The organism is Burkholderia puraquae (genome assembly GCF_002099195.1).
Lineage (GTDB): Bacteria > Pseudomonadota > Gammaproteobacteria > Burkholderiales > Burkholderiaceae > Burkholderia > Burkholderia puraquae.
The window spans coordinates 851417-872094 of sequence record NZ_NBYX01000001.1 but is presented as its reverse complement, the minus strand read 5'-3'; the positions used below and the strand labels follow the sequence as shown (position 1 = coordinate 872094).

14 protein-coding genes and 1 pseudogene are annotated in these 20678 nt (G+C 68.2%); 7 read left to right on the top strand and 8 right to left on the bottom strand.

Going from position 1 to position 20678, the window contains the following annotated elements:
- The first annotated feature begins 99 nt into the window (after positions 1-99).
- A complete protein-coding gene (locus B7G54_RS03865) occupies positions 100-1584 on the top strand; it encodes an aminotransferase-like domain-containing protein (protein WP_085037821.1) in 1485 nt (494 codons plus the stop codon).
- 81 nt (positions 1585-1665) lie between these two features.
- Here the strand turns inward: B7G54_RS03865 and B7G54_RS03860 are convergent, their stop codons facing one another.
- The 3 genes from B7G54_RS03860 to B7G54_RS03850 form a co-directional block, all read right to left on the bottom strand.
- The gene (locus tag B7G54_RS03860; protein ID WP_011355479.1) at positions 1666-1941 is read right to left on the bottom strand and encodes a CppA family protein; all 276 of its coding nucleotides are present in this window, start codon (positions 1939-1941) and stop codon (positions 1666-1668) included.
- A 97-nt stretch (positions 1942-2038) separates the two neighbouring features.
- On the bottom strand, positions 2039-3364 hold the full coding sequence (locus B7G54_RS03855; protein WP_425266449.1) for a cytochrome-c peroxidase: 1326 nt from the start codon (positions 3362-3364) through the stop codon (positions 2039-2041).
- Positions 3365-3420: 56 nt separating this feature from the next.
- On the bottom strand, positions 3421-4884 hold the full coding sequence (locus B7G54_RS03850; RefSeq protein ID WP_085037820.1) for a metallophosphoesterase: 1464 nt from the start codon (positions 4882-4884) through the stop codon (positions 3421-3423).
- Positions 4885-5083: 199 nt separating this feature from the next.
- Here B7G54_RS03850 and B7G54_RS03845 point away from each other — a divergent pair.
- Positions 5084-5892 (top strand): annotated as a pseudogene (locus B7G54_RS03845) (methyltransferase domain-containing protein).
- A gap of 61 nt (positions 5893-5953) precedes the next feature.
- On the opposite strand, the gene B7G54_RS03840 reads toward B7G54_RS03845, so the two are convergent.
- From B7G54_RS03840 to B7G54_RS03820, 5 genes are all read right to left on the bottom strand, one after another.
- Positions 5954-6265 carry a hypothetical protein gene (locus tag B7G54_RS03840; protein ID WP_085037819.1) on the bottom strand — a complete coding sequence of 104 codons (312 nt, stop codon included), beginning with the start codon at positions 6263-6265 and terminating at the stop codon, positions 5954-5956.
- Between the two features lie 61 nt (positions 6266-6326).
- Positions 6327-8348: a BCCT family transporter gene (locus B7G54_RS03835; protein ID WP_085037818.1), complete on the bottom strand. Its 2022-nt coding sequence runs from the start codon at positions 8346-8348 to the stop codon at positions 6327-6329.
- Between the two features lie 316 nt (positions 8349-8664).
- Positions 8665-9852, bottom strand: coding sequence for a porin (locus tag B7G54_RS03830; protein ID WP_085037817.1), 1188 nt, complete (start codon positions 9850-9852; stop codon positions 8665-8667).
- 111 nt (positions 9853-9963) lie between these two features.
- Positions 9964-12384 (bottom strand): glycoside hydrolase family 31 protein, encoded by a 2421-nt coding sequence (locus B7G54_RS03825; protein WP_085037816.1) that lies wholly within the window; start codon positions 12382-12384, stop codon positions 9964-9966.
- A gap of 27 nt (positions 12385-12411) precedes the next feature.
- Positions 12412-13683: an MFS transporter gene (locus B7G54_RS03820; RefSeq protein ID WP_085037815.1), complete on the bottom strand. Its 1272-nt coding sequence runs from the start codon at positions 13681-13683 to the stop codon at positions 12412-12414.
- A gap of 472 nt (positions 13684-14155) precedes the next feature.
- Here B7G54_RS03820 and B7G54_RS03815 point away from each other — a divergent pair, with 472 nt between their 5' ends.
- The 5 genes from B7G54_RS03815 (at position 14156) to gsiC (ending at position 20675) form a co-directional block, all read left to right on the top strand.
- Positions 14156-15100 carry a MurR/RpiR family transcriptional regulator gene (locus B7G54_RS03815; protein ID WP_085037814.1) on the top strand — a complete coding sequence of 315 codons (945 nt, stop codon included), beginning with the start codon at positions 14156-14158 and terminating at the stop codon, positions 15098-15100.
- Positions 15097-16098: an isoaspartyl peptidase/L-asparaginase family protein gene (locus tag B7G54_RS03810; RefSeq protein WP_085037813.1), complete on the top strand. Its 1002-nt coding sequence runs from the start codon at positions 15097-15099 to the stop codon at positions 16096-16098. Before B7G54_RS03815 ends, B7G54_RS03810 begins: the two co-directional genes overlap by 4 nt.
- 29 nt (positions 16099-16127) lie before the next feature.
- Positions 16128-18029 carry a dipeptide ABC transporter ATP-binding protein gene (locus B7G54_RS03805; RefSeq protein WP_085037812.1) on the top strand — a complete coding sequence of 634 codons (1902 nt, stop codon included), beginning with the start codon at positions 16128-16130 and terminating at the stop codon, positions 18027-18029.
- A 95-nt stretch (positions 18030-18124) separates the two neighbouring features.
- Positions 18125-19687, top strand: coding sequence for a glutathione ABC transporter substrate-binding protein GsiB (gene gsiB / locus B7G54_RS03800; RefSeq protein ID WP_085037811.1), 1563 nt, complete (start codon positions 18125-18127; stop codon positions 19685-19687).
- A 67-nt stretch (positions 19688-19754) separates the two neighbouring features.
- A complete protein-coding gene (gene gsiC, locus B7G54_RS03795; protein WP_085037810.1) occupies positions 19755-20675 on the top strand; it encodes a glutathione ABC transporter permease GsiC in 921 nt (306 codons plus the stop codon).
- The last annotated feature ends 3 nt before the right edge of the window (positions 20676-20678 follow it).

Below are 20678 nucleotides of genomic sequence, written 5' to 3'. Positions count from 1 at the left end.
CTGTTGCGGTGCAGACGACGATTTTGCGCCGCTGTATCGGTGGGTTTCCCCGGAATCTGTATCTGGCGTGCCATCGGCCGCGCGGGCACGATCGCCTGCATGACGTCTTTCACCGATTCATCCCGCCCGCCTTTGCCGATGGACGGCGAGCCGCTTTACGAACGGCTCGCCGAGCATTACCGCCGCATCATCGCGGCCGGCACGCTGTCGCCTGGCGACCGGATGCCGTCGGTGCGCGCATTCATGGCACAGCACGGCGTGAGCCTGTCGACCGCGATCCAGGCGTTCCGGCGGCTCGAGGATACGGGCTGGTGCGACGCGAAGCCGCGCTCCGGCTACTTCGTGCGGCGCCGCGCGGCGGTCGCGCTCGAAACACTGCCGGAAAGCGACGGGCCGCCGCTGAGCGTCGAGCCGCCGTTCGCGGGCCTGCACGAGCGCGTGTCGCGCGTGATCGACCGTGCAAACGCGGCGCCCGATGCGCTGAATCTCGGCGGTGCTTCCGCGCTGGCCACGCTGTATCCGGCCGAGCGCCTGCAGGCGCTCGCGATCCGGCTGTTGCGGCGCAAGCCCACGTTGCTGACCGATGCAGGGCCCGTCGGCGGTTCGCCCGAATTCCGGCAGACGATGGCCAAGCGCGCGCTGTCGTATGGCGTGACGGTGACGCCGGACGACGTGATGTCGACGAGCGGCGGCGTCGATGCCGTGAATCTCGCATTGCGCGCGGTGGCGCGCCCCGGCGACACGATCGCGATCGAATCGCCGGCGTTCTTCGGCTTGATCCAGTTGCTCGAAAGCCTCGGCTTGCGCGCGCTCGAAATCCCGGCCAGCCCGACAACCGGCCTGTCGATCGAGGCGCTCGAAGTGGCGCTGACCGCGTATCCGGACATTCGGGCCGTGGTGGTCGTGCCGAACCTGCAAAACCCGCTCGGCTGCGTGATGCCCGACGGGCGCAAGGCCGCGCTCGTCTCGTTGTGTTCGCGCCACGGCGTGGCCGTGATCGAGGACGAGCCTTATCGCGAACTCGTCGAGGCGCCGCAGGCGGTCAAGCCGGTGAAGGCATGGGATCGCGATGGCACGGTGATCTACTGCCCGTCGTTCAACAAGGTGCTGGCCCCCGGAATGCGGCTCGGCTGGATAAGCGCGGGGCGCTGGCACGCGCGCGTGAAGATGCTGAAGTTCGCGCACAGCCGGCACAACGCCGCGTTGCTGCAGGCCGTTGCGGCCGAATTCGTCGGTTCGGGCGCGTTCGATCGCCACCTGCACAGGTTTCGCGAACAGTTGCGCGTGCAGCGCGACGTGACGATCGACGCGATTGCACGGCATTTCCCGGCCGGAACCCGGATGAACCAGCCGCCTGGCGGGATGCTGCTGTGGATCGCGTTGCCGGACGGCGTGCGCTCCGAGGCGCTGTTCGACGCCGCGCTGGCGCACGGGGTCAGGATCGCGCCCGGTTCGATCTTCTCGAATTCCGACCGCTTCGACGGCTACATCCGGCTCGCTTGCACGCGCGTGTTCGATGCGGCGCACGAAGCGGCATTCGAAACGCTCGGCCGCCTCGTACGGGAAGCCACCGCGGCCACGTAAGCACGGTGGCGGCCGGCCGGGCTTGCGAATACGCGAGCCCCGCGGCATGCCGGGCCACCGACGCGGCCAGCCGCCGCCATTTCATCGGCTGGCCGAGTGCGTGGCGAGGTGCTGGCGGATCAGCGACAGGTAACGATCACCGACCGAGAAATCGCGCGCGGCGCGCGGCCGTTCGGCCTGGCGCAGCGTGGCCGGTGCGCTCATGCCCAGATACCGGCATACGGCGGACGGGAAGGGCTTGCGCGTATGCCCGAGCTGGCGCGCCGCGCGCTCGACGCGGGCATCGCCGACCTGGGCGCGGAGCCACGCCAGGACTTGGCGATCGGCTTCGTTGACGATACGGACCAGATGTTCCATCGCGCACCTCACTGTTCATAAATACAGTACTGTAAATATAAACAGTGTTTGCGGTTGCCGCAAGCGGGTGCGCGTGCGGCTGGCCGTTCGGCCAGGGTCAGCGAGCCGGCGCGGCGGTTCGCGCGATTCGGCCAGCAGGGGCCGCGGGCGCCGCGCCCTTCGTATAGCGCGCGTCGGTCAGCGTGCCGAGGAAAGCGACGATGTCGTCGATCTCCGCGTCGCTCAGCGCGGGCGGTGTGCCGGGCCGGCGGTTCATCGGCGTCGAGTTGACGTTGATGTTGCCGCGGTAGGCGGCCGGCACGTCGTCGAATGTTCTGGCCCCGTGATACCAGAAGCCCGGGTCGGTCGAGCGCGTGTTGTAGAACGCGACCGCCTCCCGCAGCGTCGTGAACACGCCGTTGTGCATGAAGGTCTGCTTGACCGCGACGTTGCGCAGCCCCGGCGTGCGCAGGTAGCCGCACCATTGCGTCGGCTCGGGCCAGCGCAGCCGCTGCGCCGTGTCGCACAGCCCGTTGTCGAAATGACGCGGATCGCGGTTCGCCGGCAGCGCGCGGTTGCGCGGCACGGCGATCGCGTCGTAGCCGAAATCGGTGAAGAGCGAACGCTCCGGGCGGCTCGATGTCTCCGACAGCGTATGGCAGCTCATGCAGTTGCCCTTGTCCGGATTCCGGAACAGCGCGAGGCCGCGCATCTCGGCCGGTGCGAGCGGCTTGCGCGTGCGCAGAAACGTGTCGAAGCGCGACGTGAACGGCGCCATCTCGTCGCTCTGCAGGTAGGCCTCGACGGCCAGGCCCAGCGCGCGCACCAGTTGCTCGGGATCGCGCCGCACCGGCGCGCCGAAGCGCGCGGCGAGATCGGGCGCGAGTTCGGTCGCATCGACCTTGCGCAGCAGCGCGGCCGGCGACCGGTTGTTCATCTCGTTCGGATCGAACAGCGGCCCGCGGATCTGCTCGGCGAGCGTATCCGCGCGGCCGTCGCTGAACAGGCCGCCGAACGGCGACGGCGCGGGGGCGTCGTCGTCCTGGTAGAAGTGGCGGCGCGGCACGTAGCGCACATAGAGCAGCGACGGTGCGTTGCGCTGGCTGAAACGCCCGGGCCGGCTGCCTTCCGGCACACCGGGCCCTGCGAGCGAGGCGGCCGACAGCGTCGGCGCGAACGCGCGGCCCGGGTCGTGGCAGCCGGCGCACGACATGCCGCGCGGCTCGGACAGCCGCGGGTCGAAGAAGATCCGGCGGCCGAGCGCAACGAGTGTCGGGTCGGGCGCGAAGCGTGCGGTCGCCGCATCGATCTTGCCGGTCACCTGCGGCGTGCCGTTGCCGATCGTGTCGACGACTCGCGATGGCGGCGCGCCGGGAAGCAGGACCGTTTCGGCCGGCGCCGCGTGGCCCGCGAGCGCCAGGCCGGCGAGCGCGGCCGCGGCCAGCGTGCGCAGCGTTTGCCGGCCGCGTGCATGGCGGCCGTCACATCGAACGCCTCCACTCACGGTGCAATGAACCCCGTCTTGTCGCAAGCGAGCGTCGTGCCCGACTGGTTGCACGACGCGAGCAGCTTGCCGGCCGCCGAATACGCGTGGAACACCCAGCCGGTCGCCGGGGCGGCGCGGCGTTCCATGATCAGGAAGCCGAAGCTGTTGTTGTGCGACAGCCGCTCGATCACGGCGCCCGGTGCGGGTGTCAGGCCGGCCGGGAACGGGTCGGGCAGCGCGACGTCGAGGTTGTCGCCGCCGTTGCCGGACACGATCGTCGCCGGGTGCCCGGACGAGAAGTTGATCGCCTGGAAGTCGTGCACGTGCCCGTGCAGTGCGACGTGCACGCCGGGCGGGTAGTAGGCCTGCGCGTTGAGGCTCGACATCACCGACTGCAGCGCGAGGTTGCCCGGCGCGGGCGTGCTGCCGGCGATCGGCGCGAACGCGAGGATCGGATGGTGGTTCGTGAAGATCGTGGTCGTCATGCCGGCCTTCGACGCGAGCGCGGCGACCGTCTGGAACTGCTTCTGGTAGATGCCGAATTGCGCGTCGGTCGTCTTGAGCGGCGTGCGGCCGACCTTCGCGGTGTCGAACACGATCACCTGCGAGCCGCTGCCGAGCGACACCGCATAGGGTTCCGAATAGTTGGCGTTGTTGTCGTTGGACGGATCGTCGCACGAGCGCGCGGCCGAATACGGGCGCGGATCGAGGAAGCGGAACCAGCCCTGGCCCGCGCGCGCGCATTCCTCGTGGTTGCCGCGCACGACGACCCACGGCGCCTTCGCGAGCAGCGGCGCGGCCGGGCGGAACAGGTCGGCCTGCCACGTGTCCCAGCCATAGCCCCACGGGCTGTCCTTGCAGCCGGCGATGTCCGGCGGGCAGGCGTTCTCGCGATAGTGGTAGTCGCCGATGTGCATCACCAGGTCGGGCGACAGCTTCGCAACGCTGGCCGCGATCGTGTCGAGCGGCCAGACCGTCGCGTCGTTGCACGCCTGCCAGGCGTTGTCGGCCTTCTTCATGCGGCAGCCCGTGTCGGCGATGATCGCGATGCGTTGCGGCTGCGCCTTCGGCAGCGGCAGTGTACGGCCCGCGACGCTCGCCGCCTGTGCGCCGGCCGGCAGCGTCATCTCGCAGACGGATACCGGGAAGCTCGACGGCTTCGAATCGGACGGGTCGCTGGCGGTCGGCCGCTGGGCGATGGTCGCGGCGCCCGCGCGCACGGCCATGCGCGACAGCTTGCCGTCGACGCTCAGTTGCGGGCACAGCGGGTCGCTGGCCGACGCAGGCGTGTAGTTCGTGATGACGCGCGCGATCGCCTGGTTCGCATCGCCGATCTCGACCCATGCGGCCTGGACGTTGACCGACGCACTCGCCGGATCGGCCGGTGAATCGATGTGGTTCGAGCACGCGGACAGCGCGGCGAGGGCAACAAGGGGCGCGCAGCGCATGAGCAGGGCGCGCGTGAGGAGTCGTCGCATGGGAGGCACCGTAGGAAAGTCGTCAACGATACGCAGCGCGAATGTAAGAAATGTGAAAAAAACGGGGCGCGACGGGCGCTCGCACGCGGGCCGGGTGCCGACATTGCGGCGGCAGGTCGCGGCCGGGGGCCTTGACCTCAAGCTGGCTTGAAGCAGCAAAGTGCGATGCACGATCAATGAACCAGAAGGGGAATCGACGATGGAAACCAGCCGGCCCAATGATGAACAGTCCGCGCTATGGAACGGCCCGTCGGGGCGGGCCTGGGTCGATACGCAGGCGCCGATCGACCGGATGTTCGAACCGATGGAGCGGTTGCTTGCGGATGCTGCGGCCGTGCCGTCCGCGCGCAGCGTGCTCGATGTCGGCTGCGGCACGGGTGCGGTCACGCTCGCGATTGCGCGGCGGCTCGGTACGGACGCGCGATGCACGGGCATCGATATCTCGGCCCGGATGATCGACGCCGCGCGGGCGCGCGCCGAGCGCAGCGGCGTTCACGCCCGCTTCGTGTGCGCGGATGGGCAGACGCACGCGTTCGAGCCCGCGAGCGTCGACCTGATCGTGTCGCGCCTCGGCGTCATGTTCTTCGACGATCCGGTTCGTGCTTTTGCGAATCTGCGGCATGCGGCGCGGCCGACAATCCGTTCATGACGATCGCCGAGCGGGCCGCCGCGCCGTTGCTGCCGGACCTGCCCGCACGACGGCCCGGCGCGCCGGGGCAGTTCGCGTTCGGCGACCGGCAGCGGATCGCGTCGGTGCTGTCGGACAGCGGCTGGGCGGATATCGCGATCGAGCCGGTCGATCTGGCGTGCGCGCTGCCCGAGCCCGCGCTGGACGACTACATCGCGCGGCTGGGCCCGGTCGGGCTTGCATTGCTGGAGGCGGACGAGGCGACGCGACGGCGCGTGGTCGACACGATGCGTGCCGCGTTCGCGCCTTACGTCGACGGCGCGGAGGTGCGCTTCGACGCGGCATGCTGGCTCGTGACGGCGCGCGCACCGTCCGCGTAACGCGTTGCGGTAAGGAAGCGGATCAGGAAAGGAGCGAACCGGCGCGTGCGACGTACACGCGTCAGCGGCGCCGCGCGCGCAGCATCAGCCAGGCGCAACCGCCGGCGACCATTGCGAGACCGAGCAGGACGGCCTCGACGCCGAGCGCAAACCCGGGCGGCATATCCCCGGTGTCCGGCATCGGCGACAGGTTGATGCCGATCGCGATGACGCCGCCGGCGAGCAGCGCCGCGCAGACGATCCAGTAGGCCTTGCCGCGCGGCGCCGCGGCCCGGATCCGCCACAGCGCGATGCCGGCTCCACCGAGGTAGAGCACGGCAAGCGTGCCGAGCGCGATGACGTCGGAGGCGCGACTTTGCAGGAGCCCGGTCATCGTGGGGCTCCGTCGCGCGTGGCGGATCGCCACGGCGCGGTAAAGGCGGCGGCATGCGGGTTCATTCGGCCTCCGTCGCATGCCCAGGCGCACGGCTGAGCAGATGCGTGCGCTCGTCGGCCGCGAGCGATACGTAGCGTTCGTACTGGCGCAACACGTCGGCAATCACTTCGTCGCCGCGCAGGTATTCGACGTCGTAGCCGAGCCGCCCGTCCTCGAAGAACGTGACGATCCCGTACACGTGTGCCCGTGCCGCTTCCGGCTCGGCCGCCTCGCGCACGAGGAACGCGGCCGCGGATTTCACGGTCACGCGCACGCCGTACACGAAATCGCGGTGTTCGGCGGTCGGCACGGTGAGCCGCACGGCATCGTCGCTGTCTTGCTGCACGTTCGCATCGACACCGCTTGCGCGCAGCTCGTCGGCGACCTTGCGCAGTGCGGGCTCGACCGTGCCGGCGACGAACTGGCGCGCCTCGGCTTCGGTCGTCTGCCGCAGGATGTGCGTCAGGCGGTGGCGCCAGTGCTGGCCGGTCCAGAAGCTCGTTGCGGGCGCGACGTCCTGCGAGTAGTGCGCGCGGTCGGCCGCGAGCCCGCGCCACAGTCCGTAGCAGAGCGCGATCATGATGATCGCGACCGGCAGCGCGGCGATCAGCGTCATCGCCTGCAATGCGCCGAGGCCGCCTGCGACGAGCAGCACCGCGGCCGTCACGCCGAGCAGCGCGGCCCAGAACAGCCGTTGCCAGACGGGCGAGTGCGCGTTGCCGCGCGTCGCGATCTGGTCGATCACGAACGCGCCCGAATCGGCGGACGTGACGAAGAACACCGCGATCAGCACGATCGCGACGATCGACAGCAGTTGAGGCAGCGGCAGGAAATCGAAGAAGCGGAACAGCAGTGCATCGACATGGGTGGCCGTCTGCGCAAGCGCGCCGGCCGCGCCATGCGTATCGAGCCAGATCGCACTGTTGCCGAACACGGTCATCCACACGAGATTGAACGCGGTCGGCACGAGCAGCACGCCGATCACGAACTGGCGGATCGTGCGGCCGCGCGAGATGCGCGCGATGAACATGCCGACGAACGGCGACCACGATACCCACCATGCCCAGTAGAGGATCGTCCAGCCGCCGAACCAGCCTTCCTCGCGCGGCGGCGCATACGCGTACGTGCGGAACGACAGGTCGACGAGATTCGACAGGTATTGGCCGATGTTGTCGCCGAGCGCGCGCAGCAGGAACGACGTCGGGCCCGCGACGACCACGAAGGCGAGCAACAGGAACGCCAGCAGCAGGTTCAGCTCGGACAGCCGCCGCACGCCCTTGTCGAGGCCGCTCGCGGCCGATGCGCCGGCCAGGATCACGACGATCGCGACGAGCCCGAGGCGGAACGCGTTGCCGCTCGTGTCCCAGCCGGCGACGGTATGCAGGCCCGCGCTCAGCTGCATCACGCCGTAGCCGAGCGTCGTCGCGATGCCGGCGACGGTGCCGACCAGCGCGAACGCATCGACCGTGTGGCCGATCCAGCCGTTGATGCGCTCGCGCAGCACCGGATACAGCCCCGAGCGCAGCGTCAGAGGCAGGTTGTAGCGGAAGCCGAAGTACGCGAGCACGAGCCCCATCAGCCCGTAGATCGCCCACGCATGGAAGCCCCAGTGGAAGAAGGTCATCAGCATCGCCTCGCGTGCGGCGGCGGGCGTGCCGGGGTCGACGGTCGGCGGTTTCAGGAAGTGCTGCATCGGCTCACCGACGCCGAAATACATGAGGCCGATGCCCATGCCGGCCGCGAACAGCATCGCTGTCCACGACACGAAGCTGAATTCGGGTTCGGCATCGTCGGGGCCGAGCCGGATGTTGCCGAAGTCGCTCGCGGCGATCAGCACGAGAAACACGAGGAAGCCGGTGACGGCGAGCACGTAGAACCAGTCGAAGCGCGCGATGACCCATTGCTGGCCGGCGGAGAACAGCGTGCCGGCTTCATTCGGGTGCAGCGCGCACACGACGAGCAGCGCGCCGATGACCGCGAGCGCGGGCAGGACGACCTGCGGTTTGAACGTCGTGCGGAGCAAGGGGCGGGAATCTGGCATGGCGGGCATCCAGTTGTGGGCGCAACGAGGCGCGACGCCGCCCGGCGCGCATCGCGCGTCGGACCCTGATACGGCGTGCGTCGAGTGTACCGCGGTGTCGGGACTGCAAGAAGGGGGCATGCAGAAGGGAAAAGACTGACGAATTGTAAGGTATTGGGGGGATCGAGAAAACCCGCGTGGTTCGTGAGATGGGCGGACGGGGTGCTGAACACGCCGCGGCGAGCGTGTACCGGGCGCCCGGACGGCACGCGTGGAATGAGCGAAATGCGTGTCGCCCGGGGCAGGGGCAGCGCGCCGAAGGCGCTGCCGCGATGGATCAGAAGGTGACGGCGATGCCGGCCATGCCGACGAACTGGCCGTGCGTCGTCGACGGCGTGAGCTGCTGCGAATCGCCGACGATCGGCGCCGCGTCGATCACATGGCCGGCACCTTGCGCACCGAGCGTCTGCCCGCTCGAATGCGTGTACGCCTGCAGCGCATAGAGCGTCGTGCGCTTCGACAGGCTGTACGACTCCTTCAGCGAATACTGCTGGTAGCGGGCCGCGCTGTCGATGCCGTTCGCCTTCGACGCGAGGGTGTACGCGAACGCGCCGGCCACCGAGAACGTCGGCGTAAACCGGTACGCGGCGAGTGCGCCGTAGGTGTTGAACACGGCCGTGTCCGTGAACGCGGAGCCGCTGCCGGGCAGGTACTTCACGTTCGAATAGTTGACGCCCATCGTCAGGTTGCCGAGCGTGTAGTTGCCGGCCGCCGCGACCTGCTCGACGGCCTTTGCGGTCAGGTAGCCCTGGTTCAGCACGGACACCGCGAAGCTGCCCGATGCGGCGGTCGCCGGATTCAGGAAGCCGGCCGACGAGCCCGAGCTGTTGATGCGCAGGTAGCCGGCCGCGATGCCGATCGGCCCGTTCGCATAACGCAGCGCGGCGCTGAACGTGTTGCCCTTGCCGGTCGCGCCGGCGATGCCGCCGAATGCGTACATCGTGCTTGCGGTCAGCCCGGCGAAGGTCGGCGACGTATAGGTGACCGAGTTGTTCACGCGGATCGTCGTGTCGAGGCCGTCGATGTCGCCTGGATGCGCGCCCGTCGCGCCGGTCAGCCAGCTGCTCGACGCGTACGGGCCGACGAACAGGAAGTAGGGCGTGTACTGGCGGCCGGCCGTCATCGTGCCGTAGCGATCGTTGCGCAGGCCGACGAACGCCTGGCGGTTGAAGATCGTGCCGGCCGCGGCCTGCGCGCCGGTGTTCAGGTTGAAGCCGGACTGCAGGTCGAAGATCGCATGCGTACCGCCGCCGAGATCCTCGTCGCCGCGCAGCCCGAACTTCGACGCATACAGGTTGCCGTCGCGCAGGTAGAGGTTCGAGTGGCCCTGCTGGTTGTTCACGTACGCGAGCGAATCGTCGACGACGCCGTACAGCGTCACGCTGCTCTGCGCGTGGGCGGCGGTCGTGCCGAGCGACGCGGCCGATAAAATCAGGAATGCATAGCGTTTGACGGGTGCTTTCATCGTGGATCTCCAGATCTCGTCATCTTCTCAAGGTGGACGGGAGGCTCGATCGCCTCCTCTGTGGCGCGAGGCGGGCCGCATGAACGGCCCGCCTCGCCCGGCTTACGCGGTTCAGCTGTCGAATGCGACGACGATGCGGCGCCACGCACCGTCCTGCGCATCCTGCTCGACCCGCGCGCCGCGGACGGCGACCGGGCCCTGCAGCGACGCGGGCAGCAGGATCTCGACGCGATCGGCCGGGCGCGCCGGGCGGCCGGCCCAGCGCACCGATACGCCGAGCGCGCCCGACGCCTCGCGGCCGGTTTCGATGCGCCACAGCCCGTATTCGCCGTCGCGCCATGCTTCCGTCTCGCCGTCGTCCTCGACGCATTCGCCGTACGCGACGCCGTCCTCGATGCGCGGCGCAACGAGGAAACCGCGCGTGTCGGCACGCGCGCCGAAATGCTGTTCCGCGACGTTCAGCGGCAGCACGCGGCCTTCACGCAACAACATGACCGGCGTGTCGAACGGCGCGGGCAGCGTCACGCTCGCGCCGCCATCGAACGACCGCGCGCTCGCGCAGCACATCCAGCGCGCACCCGACGGCAGGTAGACGGTGCGCTCCATCAGGCCTGGATCGACGACCGGCGCGACGAGCAGCGCGTCGCCGAGCATCATGTCGTCACATTCGTCGTAGCAGCGCGCATCGCCGGGGAAATCGGCGAAGGTCGGCCGCAGCACGGGCTCGTAGCGCGTCGTCGACAGCCACAGCAGGTGATAGAGGTAGGGCAGCAGCCGGTAGCGCTGCTTGATCAGCGACGCAACCTGCGCGGTGATTTCCGGATACATCCATGGTTCGTTGACGGTGCCGTCGTCGTTCCACGAGTGGATGCTGAAGCGCGGCATGAAGATGCCGAACTGCACCCAGCGCAGCAGTAGTTCGGGCGACGGCGCGGGCCCGGAGAAGCCGCCGATGTCGTGACCGATGTTCGACACGCCCGACAGCGCGAGCCCGAGGCCCATCTTCAGGTTGTAGCGCAAGGTTTCCCACGACGTGTAGTTGTCGCCGGACCAGGTCTGCACATAGCGCTGCATGCCGGCGCCGCCGGAGCGCGACACGAGGAACGGCCGCTGCGCCGGCGCATGCGCGCGCTGCGCTTCGCGCGACGCGCGCATCATCAGCATCGTCTGCAGCACCTTCGCCTCGCGCGCGGGAAACGGCTGGCCGAAGCCGTGCGCGATCGCGTCGGGCGACCAGATCTCGTACTCGTTGTTGTCGTTCCACGTCGACTCGATCCCGTATTCGAGCAGCGCCGACGTGACCTGCTCGCGCCACCAGTGGTATGCGTCAGGCTGCGTGAAGTCGAGATACGCGCCGACCTCGTCCCAGAACTGCACCCATGCCGGCTCGCCGGACGCGGAGCGGATCAGCAGCCCGCGCGTTGCCGCGTCTTCGAACGCAGGATGGTCGCGCAGCAGGCACGGCTTGATGTTCGCGCACAGGCGGATGCCGTGGTCGCGGTAATGCTTCACGAAGCCCTTCGCGTCGGGAAACTTGTCGCGGTTCCAGTTGAACACGTAGCGCTTCGCGCCGATCGACGTATAGCCCGACGACAGGTGGAACGAATCGCACAGGATGTCGTGCGCGCCGCACTGTTCGACGAACTGGTTCATCTGCTGCTGCGCGTCCGGCGCATCGGTGTAGCGCATCGTCGAGCCCGAATAGCCGAGCCCCCATTTCGGCGTGCGCGCGGGGCGCCCCGTGAGCCACGTGAAGCGCCGCGCGGCCGCGAGCGGCGTGTCGGGCGATGCGATGAAGTAGTAGTCGAGATCGCCGTGTTCGGCGACGAAATAGCGGTACGGGCCGTGATAGTTGTCGAGTTCGCGGCCCATGTCGAAGGAGCAGTCCGACAGCGTGTCGTAGAACAGCCCGAAGCCCTGGCATGCATCGGGCGACCACGTGACGTAGAACGGGATGTGCTTGTACAGCGGGTCGGTGTGCTTCGCGCTGTAGCCCATCGCGTCGATGTTGCGCATCTCGAAGCGTGCACCGGTGCGGTCGAGGTCGCCCGCGCGTTCGCCGAGGCCGAACACCTTGTCGCCGCGCTCGCGTGCGACGTAGTGATAGGCGCGATCGTCCCACCAGCCGAAGTTGTATGCCTGCGTCGCGCGGTCGGCGAGCACGACGCGCCACGCGCCGTCCGCGCCGCGCATCGACCACGTGCAATGGCCGCCTTGCCGGCGCACGGCGAGTCGAACCTGCGCGGTCTCGATGCGCACGTCGCTGTCGTCTTCGACGAAGTCGTAGGCCGGCAGCGCGAAGCCGCTCAGGTCGAGGCGGTCGCGCCCGTCGAGCGGCACGTCGTCGAGGCCCGGCGCGATCGTCCACGTACGCGGGTTGCGCGCCGTCGCGTCGGGCAGCACGCGCACCCGCACGATGTCGTCCTCGAGCACGAAGATCTCGAGCGTCGCGCCGGTGTCGGACGCAAGCAGCACACGGTTCGCGTGCTGGCCGGCGACGCGGAACACGGGCGGATGAAGAAGCGAAGTCATGAATGCGATTCCTGGTAAAGGCGAAGGTCAGGCGTGCCGTGCGAGCAGGCGTTCCTGCTTCGACTGCCCGCGGATCAGTACCGCGAGCAGCGTGACGCCGATGAGGTCGAACAGGCCGAGGCACGCGAACAGCGGCGCATAGCCGATCTTGTCGGCGAGCGCGCCGACCAGCAGCGAGAAACCGAGCCCGCCGATCCACGCGGCCATCCCGGCGAAGCCGCTCGCGGTGCCGACTTCCTCGGAATCGAACACGTCGGCCGACAGCGTGTTGACGAGTGCGGAGATCATCTGGTGCGCGAAGCCGCCGACGCAGAACAGCGCGATGGCCGTGTACGGCGACGACACGAGCCCGATCAGCGCGGGCCCGAGCATCAGCACGGCGCCGAGCGCGACGCCGGCAACGCGCGACCATATGAGCGGGAGCTTGAACCGCTTGGCCAGATACGGCGACAGGTAACCGCCCGCGATGCCGCCGAGGTCGGCCGCGAGAAACGGCATCCACGCGAAGATCGCGATCTGCTTGAGTTCCATGTGGCGCTCGGTTGCGAGATACAGCGGGATCCAGAAGCTGAAGGTCTGCCACGCGGGTTCGGCGAAGAAGCGCGGCAGCGCGATCGCCCAGAAGCGCCGCGCGGTGACGACGTCGCGAATGCGGCGCGTCGACACGGGCGGCATCGTCGCCTGGCCGTCGCGGATCAGCGCGCGCTCCTGCGGCGTGATGCGCGGATGGTCGGCGGGCGACCGGTACTGCGTGTACCAGAGCGCGGCCCACACGAAACCGAGCGCGCCGGTGGCCATGAACGCGGCCTGCCAGCCGAACTGCATCGACAGGAACACGACGAGCGGCGGCGCGATCGCGGCGCCGAGCGACGTGCCCGCGTTGAAATAGCCGACCGCGACGGATTTCTCGCGATCGGGAAACCATTCGGCCACCGCCTTCATCCCAGACGGAATCGCGGCGGCTTCGAACAGGCCCAGGAAGCCGCGCAGGATGCCGAGCGACAGCCAGCCCGACGCAAAGCCGTGCGCGACGCCGACCACCGACCACAGCATCGCGAACAGTGCGAACCCGAGCCGCAGCCCGATCAGGTCGACGACGAAGCCGCACACCGGCTGCATGATCGTGTAGCCGATCTGGAACGCGCCGACGATGTACGAGTACTGCTGCGTCGAGATCGAAAAGACCTGCTTCAGCTCGGGGGCGAGCACCGCGAGGGAGTTCCGTGCGAGGTAGTTGAGGATCGTGCCGAGACATACGAGCACGATGATCCACCAGCGCAACGCCTTGACTGTCTTCACTGCTGTCTCCTGTCGGGCAGGGCCGGCGCGCGGCGCCGGCCCGATCCATGACGACCGTCCGTTCGGGGCGGCCTGTTTCGCTTTATTTGTACGATGTCCGATCTTGATGCGCGCCGATTTTCCCGCTTCACATCGGAATGACGGTGTTCGAGCGAGCATGTCATCGTCATTGAAGACCAATGTTATCTGACGACTGATCATTTTCGAACATCCTATGTTCGAATTCGAATCCGGTCAACGTGAAATTGCATTCGAACGAACTTGCTCGGGGTTTTCCCGATGGATGGGGGCCCGCGATGCACGTGGCGACGGCCGGCGATCACATGCCAGAGGCCCGTGCGGCGGGGGTGTGCGAGCGATCGGGCGATCGCAGCGCGCGAGATGAGGCGTGACAACCCTGATGAAAATTTATTTCTTTTCGGGATTGGAGTTGTGTAAATTCATTTTCATCATCCTTGCAACCACCCTTCGCATGACGTCTCTCGTTCCGCACGACGCCAGTCACGACGAATCCGCGATCGCCGAGCGGATCGCGTCGGCAATGCCGTTGATGACGCCGATCCACCGGCGCATGGGCGAGTTCGTGCTCGCGAATCCGTTCCGCGCGGCGACGATGCGCATCGACGAACTCGCGCAGGCCGTGAATGCGTCGATCGCGACCGCGAACCGCTTCGCGAAGGCACTCGGTTTCGACGGCTATCCGGCGATGCGCGCTGCGCTCGTGCGCGGCTTCGAGGCGACGCTCGGCCCGGTCGAGCGGCTGCGTTCCGCGCAGGAGCAGGAGCCCGGCGTACGCGGTGCTGCCTGGATCGACGCGGTCTTCGACCAGGCCGTCGCGAACATCGAGAACACGCGCGCACAACTGGACGCGGCCGATGTCGAAGCCGCGGTCGAGGCGATCGTCGGCGCGCGGCGCGTGCTGATCCTCGGTGCGGGATCGAGCGCGTTTCTCGCCGGGCTGATGGAGCACGGGCTTTCCGTCTGCCACGACAGCGTGCAGTCGCTCGCGCTGCTCGGCGGCCCGTCGCACGCGGCGCGGCGCCTCTATACGGCGGACTCGCGCGATCTCGTGATCGCGCTCGCGTTTCCGCGCTACGTGAAAGACACGATCGAACTCGCCCGTCGCGCGGCGGCGCGCGGTGCACGCGTGCTGGGTATCTCCGACGGCCCGCAATCGCCGCTTGCGCCGATCGCCTCGCTGAACCTGTACGTCAAGGCCGAGCGGCGCTTCGCGGCCACGTCGGAAGCGGCCGTGCTCGCGATGATCGAGGCGCTGATCGACGCGGTCGCGCTGCGCACGCACCGGTCTGCGAAATCCGCCGCCGAGATGACTGAATTCCTGCTGCCGTGGCTCGTGCAGCCGCAAGCGACGCTGCCGGCCGCCAACCCTTCTTCTCACCGTCCGAAAAAAACATGACTTCACCCGCGATCGTTGCGATTCACGGCGGCGCAGGCACGATCCTGCGCGATGCGATGGATTCCGACACCGAACGTCAGTACCGTGCCGAACTGACTGCGATCCTGACGGCCGCGCAGCAGGTGCTGGCCGACGGCGGCAGCGCGCTCGACGCCGTCACCGTCGCGGTGCGGATGCTCGAGGACTGTCCGTTGTTCAACGCCGGGCGCGGCGCCGTCTATACGGCCGAAGGCAAGCACGAGCTCGACGCGGCGGTCATGGATGGCGCGACGCTCGGCGCCGGCGCGATCTGCTGCGCGACGCGCGTGCGCAATCCGGTGCTTGCCGCGCGGCGCGTGATGGAGGCGAGCGAGCACGTGCTGTTCGCGGGTGAGGGCGCCGATGCGTTCGCGGCCGCGCAGGGGCTCGAACTCGCGGAACCGGGCTACTTCGACACCGAGGCGCGCCGCGCGCAGTGGGTCAGGGCGCGCGCAGCGGCGGGCACAATGCTCGACCACGACGCGGCGTCGCTCGCATTCGGCAAATCGCAGCCGCAGCCGCAGCCGGCCGAACCGCTCGATCCGGACCGCAAGCACGGCACGGTCGGCGCGGTCGCGTGCGACCGGCACGGCCATATCGCGGCGGCAACGTCGACGGGCGGCATCACGAACAAGCAGCCGGGGCGTGTCGGCGATTCGCCGATCATCGGCGCGGGCTGCTATGCGGACGATGCGACTTGCGCGGTGTCGTCGACCGGCACCGGCGAGATGTTCATCCGGCTCGCGACCGCGCATGATGTCGCCGCGCAGATCGCGTATCGCGGCGCGTCGCTCGCCGACGCCGCGCACGACGTCGTGATGAACAAGCTGCCGCGCCTCGCGGGCCGCGGCGGAATCATCGCGGTTGATGCGCAGGGCAACGTCGCGATGCCGTTCAACACCGAAGGGATGTACCGCGGTTACGCACGCGTCGGTGAAGCGCCGGTCGTCGGCATCTATCGCGACGACGACACGGCCTGACCCCGGACTGCACGAGGAGGAGATCCACGATGACTTCGAGCCGTAACCCGTCGGGCCTGGTGTTGCCCCAGCAGCGCGTGGTGGCCGTCGACGACCTGTCGGTCACGTTCCGCCGTGAAGGCGCGACGTTCGACGCAGTGCGCAACGTGTCGTTTCACGTCGATCGCGGCGAGACGCTCGCGATCGTCGGCGAATCGGGCTCGGGCAAGTCGGTCACGTCGCTCGCGCTGATGCGGCTCGTCGAGCACGGCGGCGGCGCGATCACGAATGGCCGGATCGCGTTCCGCCGGCGCGGCGGCGCGCTCGTCGATCTTGCGCAGGCAAGCGGCGCGACGATGCGCGGCATTCGCGGCGCGGATATCGCGATGATCTTCCAGGAGCCGATGACGTCGCTGAACCCGGTGTTCACGGTCGGCGACCAGATCAGCGAGGCGATCGCGCTGCATCAGTCGAAAAGCATGTCGGAAGCGCGTACGGAGACGCTGCGGCTGCTCGACCTCGTGCGCATTCCGGAGGCGCGCCGCGTGTTCGCGCGCTATCCGCACCAGTTGTCGGGCGGGATGCGGCAGCGCGTGATGATCGCGATGGCGCTGTCGTGCCGGCCCTCGCTGCTGATCGCCGACGAGCCGACGACCGCGCTCGACGTGACGATCCAGGCGCAGATCCTGCAACTGGTGCGCGGGCTGCAGGACGAAATGAACATGGGCGTGATCTTCATCACGCACGACATGGGCGTGGTGGCCGAAGTGGCCGACCGCGTGCTCGTGATGTATCGCGGCGAGAAGGTCGAGGAGGGCGAATCGGATCGCATCTTCGCGGCACCCGAGCATCGCTACACGCGCGCGCTGCTCGCGGCCGTGCCGAAACTCGGGTCGATGCAGGGCACCGATGCGCCCGAGAAATTCCCGCTGCTGAAGGTGGATGGTGCGAGCGCGGCGGTAGCGGCGCCCGCTCCGGCGGCGAACGACGCTGCGCAGCCGCCCGTCGATCAGTCTGCGTCGCCGATCCTGCGCGTGCGCGATCTCGTGACGCGCTTCCCGGTGAAGAGCGGCGTGTTCGGCCGTGTATCGCAGTATGTGCATGCGGTCGAGCGCGTGAGCTTCGAACTGCGCGCGGGCGAGACGCTTGCGCTGGTCGGCGAATCGGGCTGCGGCAAGTCGACCACCGGCCGCTCGCTGCTGCGTCTCGTCGAATCGCAAAGCGGCTCGATCGAGTTCGACGGCCGCGACATCAGCGCGCTGAAAGGCCCGGACCTGCAGGCGCTGCGCCGGAACATCCAGTTTATCTTCCAGGATCCGTTCGCGTCGCTGAACCCGCGCCTGACGGTGGGCTTCTCGATCATGGAGCCGCTGCTCGTGCACGGTGTCGCGAGCGGCCGCGAAGCGCAGGCGCGCGTCGACTGGCTGCTCGACAAGGTCGGCCTGCCGCCCGAGGCCGCGCGCCGGTATCCGCATGAATTCTCGGGCGGCCAGCGTCAGCGGATCGCGATCGCACGCGCGCTCGCGCTGAACCCGAAGGTCGTGATCGCCGACGAATCGGTGTCGGCGCTCGACGTGTCGGTGCAGGCGCAGATCGTCAACCTGATGCTCGACCTGCAGCGCGAGCTCGGCGTCGCGTACCTGTTCATCTCGCACGACATGGCTGTTGTCGAGCGCATCAGCCATCGCGTCGCGGTGATGTATCTCGGCCAGATCGTCGAGATCGGCCCGCGCCGCGCGGTGTTCGAGGCGCCGCAGCATCCGTACACGAAGAAGCTGATGAGCGCGGTGCCGGTGGCCGACCCCGCGCGCCGGCATGCGCCGCGCCAGCTCGCGGCGGACGAGATTCCCAGCCCGATCCGCACGATCGGCGACGAGCCGCTCGTCGCGCCGCTCGTCGCGGTCGGCCCCGATCATTACGTCGCAACGCACCGCGTCGGCGGCGCGTACTGAAGGAATGCATCGCCACGGCGATGCGCGAGCTTGCAGGAAGTCGAAACCGAAACGCCCGTGAGGCGTCACCGATTCACCGATAGGAGCCCAGCAAAATGACCAAGCAGCATCCGTTTCCGATGTTTCGTCCGCGCGCGTGTTTCGTCGCGCTTGCCGGCGCGTTCGCGCTGTCGGCCGCGGTGCCCGCGTTCGCGCAGCAGACCGCGGTGATGGCGGTGGATTCGACGTTCACGACGATGGATCCGTACGACGCGAACGACACGGTGTCGCAGGCCGTCGTCAAGTCGTTCTACCAGGGGCTGTTCGGCTTCGACAAGGACATGAAGCTCGTCAACGTGCTGGCGACCAGCTACGACGCGAGCCCCGATGCGAAGACCTACACGATCAAGCTGCGCCAGGGCGTGAAGTTCCACGACGGCACCGATTTCAACGCGGCGGCCGTGAAGGCGAACTTCGACCGCGTGACCGATCCCGCGAACCACCTGAAGCGCTACAACATGTTCCGCGTGATCGAGAAGACCGAAGTGGTCGATCCGTACACGGTGAAGATCACGCTGCGCGAGCCGTTCTCGGCACTGATCAACACGCTCGCGCACCCGTCGGCCGTGATGATCTCGCCGGCCGCGTTGAAGAAGTGGGGCCGCGACATCGCGCTGCATCCGGTCGGCACGGGCCCGTTCGAGTTCGTCGAGTGGAAGCAGACCGACGACCTGAAGGTGAAGAAGTTCGCCGGCTACTGGAAGAAGGGCTACCCGAAGATCGACGCGATCGACTGGAAGCCGGTGGTCGACAACAACACGCGTGCGGCGCTGATCAAGACGGGTGAAGCCGATTTCGCGTTTCGCATCCCGTTCGAGCAGGCGGCCGACCTGAAGAGCAACCCGAAGGTCGATATCGTCGAGCGGCCGTCGATCGTGCAGCGCTACGTGTCGCTGAACATGCAGCAGAAGCCGTTCGACAACCCGAAGGTGCGCCAGGCGCTGAACTACGCGGTGAACAAGGAAGCGCTCGCGAAGGTTGCATTCGCCGGCTTTGCGACGCCGTCCACCGGCGTGGTGCCGCAAGGGGTCGATTTTGCGACGAAGCTGGGCCCGTGGCCGTACGACCCGGCGAAGGCGCGCGCGCTGCTGAAGGAGGCCGGCTATCCGAATGGCTTCGAGACGACGCTGTGGTCCGCGTATAACAACTCGACGTCGCAGAAGGCGATCCAGTTCGTGCAGCAGCAGCTCGCGCAGGTTGGCGTGAAGGTGCAGGTGCAGGCGCTGGAAGCCGGCGAGCGCGTCGCGAAGGTCGAGAGCGCGCCGGATCCGGCGAAGGCACCGGTGCGGATGTACTACATCGGCTGGTCGTCGTCGACCGGCGAGGCGAACTGGGCGATCACGCCGCTGCTGGCCGGTGCGTCGGCGCCGCCGAAGCTCGTGAACACTGCGTACTACAAGAGCGACGCGGTGGACGGCGATCTCGCGAAGGCGCTGGAAACGGTCGACCGTGCGAAGAAGACGGACCTCTACGCCGATGCGCAGAAGCAGATCTGGACCGATGCGCCGTGGATCTTCCTCGTGCAGGAGAAGATCGTGTATGCGCGCAGCAAGCGGCTGCAGGGCGCGTACGTGATGCCGGACGGTTCGTTCAACTTCGACGAGATCTCGCTGAAATGACAGTGGCTTGTCCGTCACGCGGCGCCTGCTGCGCAAGCAGCGGGCGCATTGACCCGATCGGTGCCCCATGCTGAATTTTCTCGTCAAACGCCTGTTTGGCCTGCTGCCCACGCTCGCGATCGTCGCGGTGCTGGTGTTCCTGTTCGTGCACCTGCTGCCGGGCGACCCGGCGCGGCTCGCGGCCGGCCCCGAAGCCGACGACGCGACGGTCGCGCTCGTGCGCGCCGATCTCGGCCTCGACCGGCCGCTGCCCGCGCAGTTCGTGAATTTCTTCACGAAGATCGCGCACGGTGACTTCGGCATGTCGACACGCAGCAAGCGGCCGGTCTCGACCGAGATCGGCGAGCGCTTCATGCCGACGCTGATGCTGACGCTCGTCAGCATGGTGTGGGCGACGGCCTTCGGGATGGCGATCGGGATCGCGTCGGCGGTGTGGCGCAACCGCTGGCCGGACCGCCTCGGCATGACGCTCGCGGTGTCGGGCATCTCGTTTCCCGCGTTCGCGCTCGGCATGCTGCTGATGGAAGTTTTCTCGGTGAAGCTCGGCTGGCTGCCGGTCGTGCCGGACGGCTCGTGGAAGAGCTACGTGCTGCCGTCGCTGACACTCGGCGCCGCGGTCGCGGCCGTGATGGCACGTTTCACGCGCGCGTCGTTCGTCGAGGTGCTGAACGAGGATTTCGTGCGCACCGCGCGCGCGAAAGGCGTGCACGAGCCGATGGTGGTGCTCAAGCACTGCCTGCGCAACGCGATGATCCCGGTCGTCACGATGATGGGGCTGCAGTTCGGCTTCCTGCTCGGCGGCTCGATCGTCGTCGAGGTCGTGTTCAACTGGCCGGGGCTCGGGCGCTTGCTCGTCGACGCGGTGACGATGCGCGACTACCCCGTGATCCAGGCGATCGTGCTGCTGTTTTCGCTCGAGTTCATCCTGATCAACCTGACCGTCGACGTGCTGTACGCGGTCATCAACCCAACCATCCGGTTCAAGTGAGGC